This is a genomic window from Candidatus Insignibacter tubulum, assembly GCF_056790205.1.
Genome location: NZ_CP199715.1, coordinates 836,276 through 852,165, shown reverse-complemented (window position 1 = coordinate 852,165; position 15,890 = coordinate 836,276). Strand labels below are relative to the sequence as shown.

The 15,890-nt window shown below is 30.2% G+C and carries 14 protein-coding genes; 2 read left to right on the top strand and 12 right to left on the bottom strand.

Features of this window, described 5'->3' with window-relative positions; all coding sequences use genetic code 11:
• Positions 1–1,160 precede the first annotated feature (1,160 nt).
• The 6 genes from ACUBP5_RS03570 to ACUBP5_RS03545 all read right to left on the bottom strand — a co-directional run bounded on the left by ACUBP5_RS03570 (position 1,161) and on the right by ACUBP5_RS03545 (position 8,540).
• Positions 1,161–1,667, bottom strand: coding sequence for a DUF192 domain-containing protein (locus tag ACUBP5_RS03570; RefSeq protein WP_482168272.1), 507 nt, complete (start codon positions 1,665–1,667; stop codon positions 1,161–1,163).
• Positions 1,664–2,539 (bottom strand): prolipoprotein diacylglyceryl transferase, encoded by an 876-nt coding sequence (gene lgt, locus ACUBP5_RS03565; RefSeq protein WP_482168271.1) that lies wholly within the window; start codon positions 2,537–2,539, stop codon positions 1,664–1,666. Before lgt ends, ACUBP5_RS03570 begins: the two co-directional genes overlap by 4 nt.
• Positions 2,540–2,571: 32 nt before the next feature.
• A complete protein-coding gene (yidD, locus tag ACUBP5_RS03560; RefSeq protein WP_482168270.1) occupies positions 2,572–2,778 on the bottom strand; it encodes a membrane protein insertion efficiency factor YidD in 207 nt (68 codons plus the stop codon).
• A gap of 1,106 nt (positions 2,779–3,884) precedes the next feature.
• Positions 3,885–5,933: a methionine--tRNA ligase gene (gene metG / locus ACUBP5_RS03555; protein ID WP_482168619.1), complete on the bottom strand. Its 2,049-nt coding sequence runs from the start codon at positions 5,931–5,933 to the stop codon at positions 3,885–3,887.
• 150 nt (positions 5,934–6,083) lie between these two features.
• Positions 6,084–6,848 carry an exodeoxyribonuclease III gene (locus tag ACUBP5_RS03550; protein WP_482168269.1) on the bottom strand — a complete coding sequence of 255 codons (765 nt, stop codon included), beginning with the start codon at positions 6,846–6,848 and terminating at the stop codon, positions 6,084–6,086.
• A gap of 9 nt (positions 6,849–6,857) precedes the next feature.
• Complete coding sequence (locus ACUBP5_RS03545) at positions 6,858–8,540, bottom strand: DUF6909 family protein (RefSeq protein WP_482168268.1); 1,683 nt, start codon at positions 8,538–8,540, stop codon at positions 6,858–6,860.
• Between the two features lie 86 nt (positions 8,541–8,626).
• Here ACUBP5_RS03545 and rsmA point away from each other — a divergent pair, with 86 nt between their 5' ends.
• Both rsmA and ACUBP5_RS03535 read left to right on the top strand, forming a co-directional pair.
• Positions 8,627–9,388, top strand: a complete 762-nt coding sequence (rsmA, locus tag ACUBP5_RS03540; RefSeq protein ID WP_482168267.1) for a 16S rRNA (adenine(1518)-N(6)/adenine(1519)-N(6))-dimethyltransferase RsmA — start codon at positions 8,627–8,629, stop codon at positions 9,386–9,388.
• Positions 9,389–9,444: 56 nt separating this feature from the next.
• Positions 9,445–10,329, top strand: a complete 885-nt coding sequence (locus ACUBP5_RS03535) for a bifunctional 5,10-methylenetetrahydrofolate dehydrogenase/5,10-methenyltetrahydrofolate cyclohydrolase (RefSeq protein WP_482168266.1) — start codon at positions 9,445–9,447, stop codon at positions 10,327–10,329.
• Positions 10,330–10,944: 615 nt separating this feature from the next.
• On the opposite strand, the gene hisIE is transcribed toward ACUBP5_RS03535, so the two are convergent.
• The 6 genes from hisIE to hisC are packed head-to-tail and all read right to left on the bottom strand — an operon-like array spanning position 10,945 to position 15,886.
• Complete coding sequence (gene hisIE, locus ACUBP5_RS03530) at positions 10,945–11,574, bottom strand: bifunctional phosphoribosyl-AMP cyclohydrolase/phosphoribosyl-ATP diphosphatase HisIE (RefSeq protein WP_482168265.1); 630 nt, start codon at positions 11,572–11,574, stop codon at positions 10,945–10,947.
• Complete coding sequence (gene hisF, locus ACUBP5_RS03525) at positions 11,571–12,347, bottom strand: imidazole glycerol phosphate synthase subunit HisF (RefSeq protein ID WP_482168264.1); 777 nt, start codon at positions 12,345–12,347, stop codon at positions 11,571–11,573. The genes hisIE and hisF overlap by 4 nt, the downstream gene beginning before the upstream one ends.
• 6 nt (positions 12,348–12,353) lie before the next feature.
• On the bottom strand, positions 12,354–13,073 hold the full coding sequence (gene hisA / locus ACUBP5_RS03520) for a 1-(5-phosphoribosyl)-5-[(5-phosphoribosylamino)methylideneamino]imidazole-4-carboxamide isomerase (protein ID WP_482168263.1): 720 nt from the start codon (positions 13,071–13,073) through the stop codon (positions 12,354–12,356).
• Between the two features lie 13 nt (positions 13,074–13,086).
• Positions 13,087–13,680 carry an imidazole glycerol phosphate synthase subunit HisH gene (hisH, locus tag ACUBP5_RS03515; protein WP_482168262.1) on the bottom strand — a complete coding sequence of 198 codons (594 nt, stop codon included), beginning with the start codon at positions 13,678–13,680 and terminating at the stop codon, positions 13,087–13,089.
• Positions 13,677–14,816 (bottom strand): bifunctional histidinol-phosphatase/imidazoleglycerol-phosphate dehydratase HisB, encoded by a 1,140-nt coding sequence (gene hisB / locus ACUBP5_RS03510; protein WP_482168261.1) that lies wholly within the window; start codon positions 14,814–14,816, stop codon positions 13,677–13,679. Before hisB ends, hisH begins: the two co-directional genes overlap by 4 nt.
• Positions 14,813–15,886 (bottom strand): histidinol-phosphate transaminase, encoded by a 1,074-nt coding sequence (gene hisC / locus ACUBP5_RS03505; protein ID WP_482168260.1) that lies wholly within the window; start codon positions 15,884–15,886, stop codon positions 14,813–14,815. Before hisC ends, hisB begins: the two co-directional genes overlap by 4 nt.
• Positions 15,887–15,890 lie beyond the last annotated feature (4 nt).

The following is a 15,890-nucleotide window of genomic DNA, read 5'->3' as shown; positions in this document are numbered from 1 at the left end:
AATAGAGTATTTAATATCACTTATCTTTTTAGTGATACTTATTATAATTTTTTATAAAAATATATAAGTCCTTGAAATATACTTTCCTATTTAAAATTTATCTTGCATTCTCTCATATATATCAAAAACAATGGCCTACCTAAATTCGTAACTTAATATAAGAAAAGTATTACTATGCTTGATTTAAGCTCTTATTATTTTTTTAGAGTTCTTTTCTATTATTTAGAGCTAATAACAAAATTAATGAATATTGATTCATAAGATATACTTGAAGAATACCATTAACTTTAGTTAGGTAGTAACTATAAGATAACCTATGAAGTAAACCTATTTTTTTATTGTTATATATTTAAAAAACATCTCTAACTAAATATTTCTTATTAAGAGGTATTTCTCAAATTGTAGATGTGGTATATAGAATTTCTTTCATATTCCATATAAAAATATAGAATAATAATATTTGTATTAACAAAAATTAATAAAAAACTCAAAATATATCAAAGGATTTGATTTTATCTAGGTTTTTTAACATATTCCCTATTTCTACTAAATAAAAAAAGTATATACTTAATAAAGTAAGTAAAATATTTCTTTAATAGGACTATTTATGAAAAATCTTTTAGGATCTATTTTTTAACAAAAATAGATAACCGTTTATATGAAAGGATCAGATTTTAATATTTATCTTATTAGCTAAGATTATCTATCATTTATATTACGTATTAATAATATATATTTATTAAACTATTATCTATAAATGAGAATAAAGAGAATTAATTAAATTTATAAAATATTTTTTTATCATACTATCATCTTTTTTAGTACTATTTTTAACGTGTTTTACTAACAAAATTTATTATTAGAAGTGATATTCGTTTAATTTTTATATGTAAATATTTTATTACTAACAGAATTTTAAGATTACATATATTTTCCTAATTTTTAATCACGTTGATTAACAAAATTGAATCTAATATTGATTTTTTATCAAAAAAAATAAGCAATATATTATATAATAAGTTATAATAATAAAATCTTTGTGAATAAATCTAACTATTATAATACTAGTTACTCTTATAGATTAGCTAACTGTTAAAAAAATAACTTTCTGATACTTTTATGAACAGAAAATCATATTTAATAATTCTAAGCAATTATTCCTAATGTGTATAATTTTCTTTTAAGTATATTTTTGTTATACCTTCTTTTATTCCCCATTTATCAGCCATTCCACCGTTCACTTCAAGTACGAATTTTACAGGGCCTTTAGAGGGCGTGACCATATTTTCTGAGAAAGCTGGAACGTCCCTTGCGATGTTCAATACCGTACAATCTTCTTTTATATAAATTATATCTAATGGAATACGTGTATTTTTCATCCAAAAATTACTCTTCTCTGATTTATCAAATATAAAAAGCATACCAAAGTTTTCATCCATAAAGGAACGATACATCAACCCTTGACTCCACTGAGCATTATTAGTGGCGAGTTCAACATCTAGTTTTTTAATGAGGATATTGCCATTTTTTAAAAAAAGTTCTCCATTTTTAATAAACTTTATCTCTATATTTTGATTTTGTGTTATCGATGACTCTGGAATATTTGTCTTTTGACAACTTGTAAATAATATACTAACAAGAAATATTTCTGAAAATATAGTTTTCATGATATGTTAAATTTTCTTCTGCTAGCGCTTAATATAAGATAGATCCCTGTAATTATAAAAGGAATGCTAAGAAGTTGGCCGGTATTCAATATTGTTGTATAAAGCATCTCTTTTCCTTGAGGTTCTTTAACAAATTCAATTAAAAATCTTATTGACCATAGTAGTATAAAAAACAATCCAAAAATATAGCCTAAAAAATATTTTTTATCCGTTTTTAGATATATGAAATAGATTATGATAAAAATGCATAGATATCCTAAAGATTCATATAGTTGGGCTGGATGTCTAGGAACTAATTTACTACCATATTCTGAACTCATTTGAACAAATTTTATTCCCCAAGATAAATTTGTAGGTTTCCCTACAATTTCAGAATTGAAAAAATTACCGATACGTATAAACGCTCCTCCTAAAGCAATAGGTATACAGATTCTATCACATATCCATAAAAAGGGTTTTCGAAGAATAAACTTATTATAGAACCAACTTGAAATGATTAACCCCATTGTAGCGCCATGACTTGCTAATCCATGATAACCTATAAATTCATAACCTTTTAAAAGACCTAGAAAATAAGATTTTTTATCTTCTCTAACAGGGAATATAGCTTCTATCCAATGGTCCTTATAATAAGGAAAATTATAGAAAAACACTTCTCCTAAACGAGCACCTATAACTGTTCCCAATATGGAATAAAGTAGCAATGGCTCGAGATATTTTTTATTTATTCTTTCCCTATGATAGATTTGACTCAAAATATTCCTACCGCATAAAAATGCGATTATGAAAATAATACTGTAGACGTGTATCGTAAAATAGGGGATTTCTATTATTTTAATAGGATCCCATATTATATATTGAAAATTAATCATTTATAAATATTTTTACGTAATGGGCTATAACCTTATTTACTCCAAGGATGACAACAAAAAACTCTCTTGAGTCCTATAAAAAATCCATAAATTCCATGCGCTTCTAAAGCTTGCATAAAATAGGTGGAACAACTTGGCACAAAACGGCAATTCTTTCCAATCCATGGAGAAATTATCCATTGATACAGTCTTATTGAGACAATAAAAGGCCATATAATTATTTTTGCAAAAGTGCTCATTTTTTAATAAAAATAGTTTTTTTATAGTTAAAATATTCAATTCTTGTCAAGAAGTAATTAATAATATCTTTTTTAGATTAAAATATATAGGCCAAATTTATAAGATTACATATAAAGTCAAGTCATATATTTTATATGTAATCTATAGAATTATTACAAATATTATTTATATAAACTAGCTTTCCTAAAATATTTTTTGGGTCTTTATTAGTACAAGCAACAAACAATTAGCTCCTCTTTGCTAAATGAGATTCTAAAAAGGAATTCTTATTCAAAATGTGGTAGTGATAAATTCCAGATTAAAAAGAAGTCTGAGAATTTATTGAAAAATAAAAAGTTCGCTATCTCCTTTCTTAATTAATATTCCAATGCTTTTTCTCAATAAAATATACTAACACCTTAATAAGATCCAAAGATTATTTTTATATAAGTTAGTAAAGTGAATATAAAATTGATTAAAGGTTAGCCTTAACTTAACCCTGCGTTATCCCTAGTTTTGTTTTTTAGTTATCAATTTTATATACTATTCACATTAACTAATTAGTAAGAATAATATACTAAATTTTTCTTCTTCAAGTTAAGAAAGAATAATTTTTAGGTTGTTATACTTATATAAGTAAAAGATTTTTTTTTAAAAAAAAAGTGGATTAAATTAGGTTAAAAACTAGTATAATACTTATCATAATACCTATTCCATAATCTTTGAAGGGTAAATAAAATTTCAAGTAATTCCTAAATAAGGAACTTCTTGAATCAAGAAATAGATTTTACTAAAAAACAATATTGTTAAAAGTATAATAAAATTTTAACAAAAAGAAGAAAGATCCTCTTCGAGAGGAGATATTATTTCTTTAGAAGATTTATTACTTTCTGTAACAGAATATAGAAAAATATTCTCTTATATAAAAAAAATAATAGTTTTTTATTAAGTTTGTTTCTAATTTAGAATTAAAAATATGTGATGATACTCCTTAAAATGTGTTTATTAAGCATATAAATAAGAAAAATTTTTCTTATAGTATTTATTTTTTTAAGTTATTAGCTTTTATATTATTTCATCTCTTTCTCTCTTATAGAATATTTTTTTTCTTAAAGTAAAGAACTAATTAATTTATATAAGCCCCATTTTCTACTTGTTCTTCCGGTACTATAAACACAAGTTTTTTGTTAGCATTTTTAGCCATTAACAGCATTCCATTGCTTTCAATTCCTAGGATTTTACGCGGTACTATATTTGCTACTATCGTTACCTGTTTCCCGATAATTTCCTCAGCGCAAAAGCTATCGGCAATACCTGATACGATGGTGCGAACGTGAGTTCCCATATCTACCTTAATTTTTAGTAGTCGAATAGATTGATCTATTTTTTTAGCATCTATTATAGTACCTGAACGTAGATCAATCTTTAAAAATTCTTCAAAGTTTACATAAGAAGAAATTTCCTGAGTAGAATGGTTTTTCTCTGAATGGACAGACTCTTTCATAAGTTTTTTTCGTTGTTTATCAATAGCTAAATTTTCAATTTTTTCAAATAATAACTCCGGTTCTCCTAGCAGGTGTTGAGGTTTTAACCATTCCGTAATTTGTAAATTATCCCATGGAATAGGAGAAAGTCTAAGCATCTTAATTAATTTTTCATAAGTTTTAGGCATAAAGGGTTCAGATAATTGGGTAAGTACCCCGGCTATTTGCAAGGATATATATATCACGGTTGATGTCCGTTCATAATTTTGATTATGCGTCTTCCATGGTTTTTCGTCAGACAAATATTTATTCCCGATTCTTGCAATTTTCATGAATTCGTTCAAAGCATCCTTAAATCTATAATTTTCTATTAAATCTCCTATGCGTCTAGGAAACTTTTTTAAATTTTCAATTATCTGATAATCATGCTTATTAAATGCTTTTGGTACAGGTACTTTATTAAAGAAATATTTTTTAGTGAGTACACCGGTACGATAAATAAAATTTCCCAATGTTCCAACCAATTCTGAATTATTATGTTTCTGAAGATCTTTCCATACGAAATTATTATCTTTGTTTTCGGGCATATTAGCAGTTAATACATATCTGAGTACATCCTGTTGACCGGGGAAATCGTTAAGGTATTCATGCAACCACACAGCCCAATTTCGCGAAGTTGAAATCTTTTCATTTTCCAGATTTAGGAATTCATTAGCGGGGATATTCTGGGGAAGTATATAATCACCATGCATTTTAAGCATAATAGGGAAAATAATACAATGAAATACAATGTTATCCTTCCCAATAAAGTGGATTAGCGAGGTGTCCTTATCTTTCCAGTAAGATTCCCAATTTATCCCTTGGATTTCAGCCCATTCAATTGTTGAAGAGATATATCCTATGGGGGCATCAAACCATACATATAATACTTTCCCTTCAGCTCCTTTAATAGGCACAGGAATGCCCCAGTCTAAATCACGAGTGACTGCGCGAGGTTTTAATCCATCATTAATCCATGATTTAGCTTGTCCATATACGTTAGTTTTCCAATCTGTTTTATGTTCTTTTAAAATCCACTGTATAAGAAAATCTTCGTATCTATTTAACGGTAAATACCAGTGCTTAGTATTCTTAAGAATAGGTCTATTCCCGCTGATAGCTGATCTAGGTTCGATTAGTTCCTCAGGACTGAGAGTACTTCCGCATTTTTCGCATTGATCACCATAAGCATTTAAATTTTGACAAATCGGGCAAGTCCCTATTATATACCTATCAGCTAAAAATTGAGAAGTTTTTTCATCGTAATATTGCTTAGAAGTTTTCTTTACAAAAACTTTTTTCTGATAAAGTTTTTTAAAAAAATCGCTTGCTACTTTATAATGTATGTCAGATGAAGTCCTTGAATAATGGTCAAAAGAGATGCCAAATTTTTCAAAACTCTTTTTGATCATAAAATGATATTTATCTACTGCTTCTTTAGGGCTTATCCCCTCTTTTTTAGCACGTAAGGTAATGGGGACTCCATGTTCATCAGAACCACAAATAAATATCACCTCTTTTTTTTTAGAGCGAAGATAACGCACGAAAATATCTGCCGGTATATATACCCCTGCTAGATGCCCAATATGAATTGGCCCATTAGCATAGGGAAGAGCTGCAGTAACAGTATAGCGCCTTGCTTTATTATTCATTAAAAGAGTAATTAAAAACCTATTCAAATTTAGCAAAACATTTTTGTTGAAAAATATTTGCCTATTATTAATAATTTTTATTTAAAAACTTATTGACCTTCAAAAAGTATAAGAATTATATTTTCATCTCTTCCCCTCTAAAATATCAAATTAAAATTGAATTTCTAGCCAAGTAGGACAATGATCAGAGTGATTCACTTCAGCTAAAATAAAGGCTTTCTGCATGTATAGCCGTATAGGCTCGCTTACCATTTGATAATCAATACGCCAACCTTTATTTCTAGCACGTGAATTATTCCTATAACTCCACCAGCTATAATGATTACCCTCACTTACGAAGTGTCTAAAACTATCTGTAAAACCTGATTTGATAAAACGACTTAACCATTTACGTTCAACAGGCAAAAAACCTGAAATATTTGCGTTTCTTATGGGATCATGAATATCTATATTCTCGTGACAAATATTATAATCTCCACAGATTATTAACTTAGGATAAATCTTTTTTAGCTCTTGAATATAGTCATAAAAATCTTCCATAAATTGGAATTTAAAGTCTAAACGAGTTTCCTTATTTGAACCCGAAGGAAGATAAAGGCTTATAATAGAGCATTCTTTAAAATCTGCACGCAATACCCGTCCTTCGATATCCATATAATCTATACCTGTTCCATATTCTATATGCATAGGAGATTCCCTTGAAAGAAGGCCTACACCGCTATACCCTTTTTTTTGTGCAGGGAACCAGTATTGGTAATAGCCTAAATCATCAAAAGCTTTGGTTTCTATCTGGTCAATATCCGCTTTGATCTCTTGTATACAAAACACATCGGGTTGTAATATATTTATCCAATGGAGTAACCCTTTTTTAATCGCTGAACGGATACCATTAAGATTATAACTAATAATTTTCATAAATTAATCTTATTTTCTCAAAAGAATTTGTTCAAGGATTTTTTGTGTAATCAAATAGGTAGGTTTTACTCCATTTAGGCCTAGGCCTCCTGAGGATAAAGTACTCCCGCTTTCGAGTGGATTATCTGAAGCGTAGTAAGCATATCGCAATATCACATTCTCATAAAGATTTCTTCGAATATGTATAGCTGATTGAATCGCTTTTTGATAATGAGCGCCTTCCATTTCCAAGCCTATAGCCTTCCAGCTTGAATTCTTAAAATATTTTAATAGGTCTTTATTCTGCAGAGAAGTCCCTAATACGGTAATCATTAACCCCTCGAAAACTCCAAGACGAACGCCCTTAAAATCATTACCTGAGAGAGAATTTTTTATTGGATAATTATCTGCAGATCCCTCAAATATATGTGCATGAGGGATCATAATATCTCCTTTTTTGCCATTTAATATACCTGCTTTCCCCATGACAGATATTGATTTAATATTCATTCTATATGATAGCTTTTCATTTTTAAAAGGTTTTAAAAGCTCATCCATTATCTCATAGGCTTGCTCACCAAAAGCATAGTCTATGACAATAAGTAGATCTTCTCTATGGGGCTTTTCTATGTATTCAAAGACAGTTTCGTTAAGATCTACTTTCTTTAAATCGATAATCTGAACATTAATATTAGCTCCTGAGCAATCATTAATGATAATAGTCCCATTGGTTTCTGCATATTTTAAAACTATTTGACGTAGATCATGATTCCCAGTTTGACTAAGTTTTTTGTAAATTTCTAGATTGCTTTTATTTTTAAAATCTCTTCCTAACGCCTTACGTGCGTATATACTGTTAATTACTCCATGCATATTAGCACTAATAATATGTAGTCCACGAGATAGTTCGTGCTTTTTTTTAAGCATCTTTTTAAGATTATCAGCCCATACTTCGCCATAGAAATGATGCCCGATACGTTCACGAAGCGTAGGACTAAATGAAATCAGGCGTTTTTTATCACGTAACGATTCATTGATGCTAAGTTGCCCTAGATAATAAATAATTTTAAAAAACTGTTTTTTATTATGATTCTTAGAAAAATGTGCTTCGGCTTCTAGAGTTTCCTGAAAAGTACGTCCAAGCAAAGTACATAAGTGAATCAGACCTATATTTCTTTCTTTTATAGAAAGAGTTTTATCATTTAAAACAATATGTTCAAGGAATTCCCATTCACGTGAGATTTTTTTAGTGTTTTTTGTATAGGCTTTATTCATAATCTTTTGCCCCTCTATGAATAGAAAAGTCAAATGGGTAAGTAAATCATATATTTCTGAACGACCACGAGTAATTTCAATATTCATCTGATGTTCATCGATTCGATAGCAATTCCTACGTCTTTTTGGAGGTATAATAGTCTGGAAATGAGTATGTAAATAGCTTTCATATGTAGTTAAATGAATATATTGACAACTTTCTATCCCTAGAGGGAGTCGATCCATAATATATATTAATCCTTTTAGTTCGACCTTTTCTTTATCTATTAGATCTCCATAAATTTCAGGCCGAAGTAGTAATAAGAGATCTTTTAGACTTTGCCCTGAAGAACCGTTAGGTTTATAAGAGCCTCTATTAAAAAGATAACGCATAGTTACTTGTAAGCGCTCTATAGCATTGCTCGATTGTTTAGCTTTAGATAAAGAAGGCCTAGACATAATATTATGGATATCTTACAAATTTAATCTTTGTTGTTTATTATTTTATTTCTTTACTATATTTATGTTATCTGTGTTAAAGAGATATGTTAAACGTTTATCCTAAAAAACATCTAGGTCAGCATTTTCTTACTGATCATAATATTGCTAAAAAAATTGTAAAAAATCTTTCTTTTAGATCTTACTCTTGCGTAGTGGAAATAGGGCCGGGTATGGGAGCCCTAACACGATACCTTATTAAGAATACTTGGGATCTTTTTTTGATAGAAATTGACAAAGAAGCAGTAAGTTATCTTCAAAAAGAATTTCCTTTTCTTCAGTTGCGTATAATACAAGAGGATTTTTTAAAGTGGAACCCTTCTTTTCCCTCTTTTGCTATCATTGGCAATTTCCCTTATAATATTTCTTCACAAATTCTATTTCGAGTTTTAGAATATCGTAATTCTATTCCTGAGTGTGTAGGCATGTTTCAGAAGGAAGTAGCTGAGCGAATAATGGCTAAATCTGGTGGAAAAACTTATGGAATTCTTTCAGTTTTAATCCAAACTTTTTATCAGGTGGATTATCTTTTTACTGTTAGTGAACAAGTATTTTTTCCACGACCTAAAGTAAAATCTGCTGTGATCCGTTTTTATAGAAAATCTCCTATGCCTAAGCTAGCAGAAGATATTTTTTTTAAAATAGTGAAAAGCGCTTTTAATCAAAGGAGGAAAAAACTCCGAAATGCCCTTAAGCCTTTGAAATTACCATATTCATTTTACGAAATACCTATTCTAGATCAAAGGGCAGAGCAACTTTCTGTAGAGGAGTTTATCGAACTAAGTCAAAAGGTAGAATTTATTAAATAATTTTTTTTTTAGAAAAAAACTCTCTTTACCTTTATTGTTATTAAAAATCTCTGTATATGACCAAGCTTCTTGATGGAAATGCTTTAGCCTATGAGTTTCGTAAAGAGATTAGCATCGAGGTAAATCACCTAAAAAAATCAGGTTATGATCCGCCACATTTAGTAGCAATTTTGGTTGGTAAAGATCCAGCTAGTTGGACTTATGTTCGCAACAAGATAAGAGATTGTCAGGATGTAGGCTTTCGCTCCTCGCTAAAGCAATTGTCCGAAAATGTTTCCCAAGAAGATTTATTATTTATTATTCACGAACTTAACTGCGATAGATCGGTAGATGGTTTTATCATACAACTCCCCTTACCTAACCATATCGATACACAAAAAGTAATATTAGCCATTAATCCAGATAAAGATATTGATGGGTTTCATCCGATGAATATAGGGAAAATGATACTTGGTATAGAAACTTTTTTCCCTGCCACCCCTTTAGGAATTCTTAGCTTGTTCCAGAAGTATGCTATTGATGTACAGGGTAAACATACGGTTATTATCGGACGAAGTGCTATTGTAGGTAAACCTATGAGTATTCTTATGGCCCGTAAATCTATACTTGGTAACAGTACCGTTACACTTGTTCATAGCTTTACTCCTGACGTAGCAAAATTTACACTTCAAGCTGACATAATTATCACAGCCTTAGGTGTCCCAAAATTTTTAAAATCTAATATGATTAAAAAAAATGCTATAGTGATTGATGTAGGTATTACTCGTATGAAAGATAGTTTTTCTGTAAAAGGTTACAGATTAATAGGGGATGTTGATTTTGATAGTGTATATGGGAAGGCTTCATACCTTAGTCCGGTACCTGGGGGGGTAGGCCCTTTAACACGAGCTATGCTCCTAAAAAATACTTTATTTGCTTTAAATAGAAGAATAATATCTTGAATATAATCTTTACGGCTATTATAAATAAAGTATTACTAAATTATGTTATCTGTTATGGAAACTTTTATTTTCTAGATGGTTAGAAAATATTATATATAGAGAACTCTTTTTATCTAGACTTATGGTATTACTGCTAGTGTTAGTATTAAGAAGGTAACTATATAAGGTAACTATATTATTGCACTAAGAAGTATGTTTTTCCTTTATATTAAAAGATATTCGTAGATATGGGTTGTGTCCTTTTAATATATATATAATTGTTATTAAAGAATAACCCTTATAAAATATAATTTACTTATAGCAAAATTTTTAAAAGATAAACAGTAATGAGTCTTAATATCAAAGCTTTGCAATGTTAACTTATAAATAGTTATTTTTAATTAGATTTACTATTTAAATATAGTAAGAAATATATTCAGCCCTTCCTTTATATTTTTTTAGGTATAAGGGGTCTATCTGTTCAAAAACTAGTGTATCGAAAATAATCTGATTTATAATCGACTTGATTTTTTACAATTTTTAAATAAAACAGGGTAATAAATATGTAATATACTATATGTATTTCCGTTTATATATATGCAATTTTATAAGAATTAATTAACTTAATTAAAAAAACTAGAATGGGGCATGTGATTTATCTCTATTTTTGAGTATTTCTTCTACTTCTTTAAGTTTAAAGCCTTTTGCTTGTAGCAAAATTAAGTAATGAAATAAAAGATCAGCTGCTTCATTTAAAAAAAGATCTTTGCTCTCATCTTTTGATTCTATTATGAGCTCTACGGTTTCTTCTCCTACTTTTTGTGCAATTTGATTTATACCTTTATCAAAGAGCTGAGCTATGTAAGAATATTGAGATTTTTGTTTTTTTTTATCAGATATAATTCTTTCAAGTTGGCTCAAAAAACTATAATATTTTTCATTATTCTCATTCCAGCAGCTATCATTTCCTTTATGACAAACAGGACCTAATGGTTCAGCTTTGATTAACAGCGTATCTTTATCACAATCTAGCAGAATTTTATGAACAATTAAATAATGTCCACTTTTCTCTCCTTTTGTCCAAAGTCTTTTTTTAGATCGACTATAAAAAGTTACTTGAAGATTTTGCAATGTTTTCTGATAAGCTGCTTTATTCATATAGCCAAGCATAAGTACCTTTGAAGTATGATTATCCTGAATAATTGTGGGTAATAGACCTTCAGAGAATTTTTGAAAGTCGATAGTTTCTATAGAAGGTGATATCATTTTATACAAGTTATAACAGGGCGGATAGAAATACCTTTCTTTATTAGATATTGTTTTAAAGTCCAAATTTCAATTTCGTTGTAATGAAAAACAGTAGCAGCTAGAGCTGCATCAGCTTCTCCTTTTTTAAAAACATCGTAAAAATCTTCTAATTTACCTGCTCCTCCAGAAGCTATTATGGGAACAGAAAATTTTTTAGAAAATTCACAAATTATTTCTAATGAAAATCCATTTTTTGTGCCATCTTGATTCATCGAAGTTAGTAAAATTTCCCCAACACCTCGATCTATAGCTTCTTTAGCCCAATCGATGGCTCTTGTTAAAGTTTTTATACGACCTCCATTAAGGTAAACCCACCATTGTTTTTTCTCATAATGTATATCTATAGCTAATACTACACACTGACTTCCAAAGCGATGAACAAGTTCACTAATAAGTTGAGGCCTTTTAAAAGCGGCAGTGTTCACCGATATTTTATCTGCTCCAGCATTTAGTAGTATTTCCACATCTTCTATCGACTCGATCCCTCCTCCAATGGTAAAAGGAATGTAAAGTTCTCTTGCAATTTTTTTAACAAGTGGGGTAGTTGTTTCTCCCCTTTGCGATCTACTATCTCCAATATCAAGAAAAACTAGCTCATCTGCACCTTCTTCAGCATAGCGTATAGCTAGTTCTACAGGGTCCCCTGCATCTTTGAGTTGTTTAAAATGGATTCCTTTAACTGTTCTTCCATCTTTGATATCTAGACAAGGTATGATTCGTTTACTAAGCATTTATAATTAGTTTATAAAATTTTTTAGATCTGATAACGAAATCTTATTTTCATATAACGCTTTCCCTATAATTACCCCTTGACAACCTATAGCTTCTAATTCTTCTAGATCTTTTATTTGACATACTCCACCACTAGCAATTAATTTTAAATTAGGAAATTTTTCAATGATCTTTTGATAAAGATCTAAAGAAGGCCCTGATAAGATGCCATCTTTAGAGATATCTGTACAAAAAATTTGGGTTGCACCATCCTCCATTTTTTTATATATGAAATCCCATATGGGGATCTTAGTAATTTCGTTCCAACCATTAATGGCGATGTGTTCTTTTTTTACATCAGCCCCGAGAAGAATTTTTTCGCTTCCATAGCATCTGATCCAGTTCTTAAAGAGTTTAGGATTTTTTACAGCTATGCTACCTATACTAGCCATATAAGCTCCGCTTTCAAAAACCGCTTTTAGATCTTGATCACTCTGAATACCTCCTCCAAAATCAATTAATAAACGGGTATGGGTAACTAATTGTTCTAAAATATTCCAGTGAATAATTTTTCCTTGCTTAGCTCCATCAAGATCTACTAGGTGTAATCGTGAAATACCAGCTTGTTCAAAATGTAAAGCTACTTCTAGTGGATTAGAATTATATATTATTTTCCGGGTATAATTTCCTTGGCTAAGACGTACACATTTCCCATTGATAAGATCTATAGCTGGGATGATTTGCATCTTTTTAAGATTTTTATAATTTAATAAAGTTTTGGAGAATTTTTTGACCTTGTTTGCCTGATTTCTCCGGATGGAATTGCAAGGCATAAAAATTATCCTTTTGCAAAGCAGCGCTATAGGGGAAAAAATAATCTGTTGAGGCAACAGTATATAAATTTAAAGGTGAATAATAGCCATGTACGAAATATTGATAAGAGTTTTCTCCTATTCCTTTAAAAAGATCACCTTGGATATTAAAAAGTTGGTTCCAACCTACATGAGGTACTTTAAGTCTAGAATTAACTAATTGATTGAATTTTTTTATCGAAATATTAAAAATCCCCAGACAGGGAGTGTTGTTTTCTTCTGAATGAAGGCAGAGTACTTGCATCCCTAGACATATACCTAAAACAGGTTGCTTTAAATTAGTGATCACTTTATTAAGTCCTGTTTTATAAAAGTACTCCATGGCTGATTTAGCTTCTCCAACACCTGGGATCACTATTTTATCAGCACTTTGAATAATTTCTTTTTTTTCACTAACGATAGCTTGCAGACCAAGGCGTTCAAAGGCAAATAACACTGACTGTAAATTCCCAGCAGGATATTTTATAATCACAATCTTCATAAGATTCCTTTAGTAGTAGGTAACTGATCATTACAAGAATCGCGCTGAACAGCCATTCTCAAGCTTCGGGCGAAAGCTTTGAATACCGCCTCTATTTTATGATGTTCATTTATACCTTCTGCCCATATATTAATACTACAACTAGCTGCGTCAGCGAAGGATTTAAAGAAATGTAGAAACATCTCTGTAGGCACATCTCCTATTTTCTCACGGGAAAAATCAACTTTCCATACTAATTGACTCCTTCCTCCTAAATCCAGAGATACTCGTGCCAAAGAATCATCCATAGGTAAAAGAAAGCCATATCGCATTATGCCTTTCTTATCTCCCAATGCTTTTTTGAAAGCTTCACCAAGAGCAATACCTGTATCTTCAATAGTATGATGCTCATCAATGTATAGATCTCCATGTACTTTAATACGTAGATCGATCCCTGCATGACGACTGATTTGCTCAAGCATGTGATTTAGAAAACCTAATCCAGTATAGATTTCAAAAAACCCTTTTCCATCGATTTGGATTTCTATTTCTATCTCTGTCTCTTTAGTATTACGTATATAATGACAACGACGAAGACCAAATTTTAGATACGTATAAACTTCCTTCCAATGAATAGTCTCTAGAACAATAGAATCTTTTAGCTCCTCTAAAGAAACTTTAACCTCTTCCTGTCCAAGAAAAGTGTTCTTATTTAGCCATAAAGCTTTACACCCCATATTTTTAGCTAAAATCACATCGGTAAGTCTATCGCCTATAACAAAAGAATGGGAAAGATCATAAATAGAAGAAAAATAATCCGAAAGCATTCCTATGCCTGGTTTTCTCGTGGGAATATTTTCCTTTGCAAAAGTGCGATCTATACAGACGTTTGAAAAATGGACACCTTCTCCTTCAAAAGTTCGTATAATATGAGCATGGGGCACTTTAAATTTATCTTCTGGAAAACTTTTAGTTCCTAGACCATCTTGGTTAGTGACCATTACGAGTTCATAATCAAGCTCAGAAGCTATACGAGCCATATAGGAGATCGCTCCGGGATAAAAAATCACTTTTTCAAGTGAATCGATTTGATATTTCATAGGGATTTCTTCAACTAAAGTACCATCTCGATCAATAAACAATAGTTTCTTTTTCATGATTTTCGGTAATTTTCAAGAGCTTCTATAAGTAACTGGTTTTCTTGGTGAGTACCTATAGTAACCCGCAGACATCCTTCACAAAGGATCTCTTCTGAGCGATCTCTTAAGATAATATTTTTTTGAATTAGATAATTGTATATTTTTTTCGGATTATTAGTTTTAATAAGCAAAAAATTAGCTGAACTAGGATATATTTTCTCTATAATATCAGGAAATTGTAAAAAAGAATTCATTAAAAAAAATCTTTCTTTTTTCAAAGTTTGTATTTTTTCATTTACTAAGTATTTTGCTTCGATAGCCTTTATAGCTAGCTCTTGTGTAGAACCACTAAGGTTATAAGGCATTTTAACCTTATTCATCCATTGAATAATCTTTTTATAAGCTAAAGCAATACCTACCCGTATGGCAGCCATTCCCCAAGCCTTAGATAAGGTTTGTATAACGATAAGATTATTATAGTTATTTAATATTTCAATAAAGGAAGGTTTTTGGGAAAAATCTCGATATGCCTCATCAATAACTATAATACCTGTAAAGCACTCTAAAATCTTTTTAACGTCTTCTTGATAAAGATCATTTCCGGTAGGATTATTAGGTGAACATAAAAAAATTAATCTGGTATAGGTATTGATATTTGAGAGTATAGAAGGAAGATCTAATTGAAAATTTTTCTGAAGTGGAAAATTTCTTACTTTAATATTATTAATCTTTGCACATACTTCGTACATTCGATAGGTAGGAGGACATATAATGACATGATCCTTTCCAGGTCTACAAAATATTCTATAGAGCAAATCAATTACTTCGTCACTGCCATTTCCTAGAAAGATTTGATCAGGTGAAATGCCTTTTAAAGCGCTTATTTTTTCTTTGAGTTTTTTTTGGAGAGGGTCAGGATAACGATGATAATTATTTTTCAGAGGTCCTCCATAAGCATTCTCGTTAGCATCTAGATATATGTTAGAGAGGGAAGCGGGGCCTGTAAAATCTTCTCTTGCGGAACTGTAAGCCTTTAGCAAACGTATGTTTCTCCGTACAAGTCGGTCAATATTAAAATTATTACTCAATCTT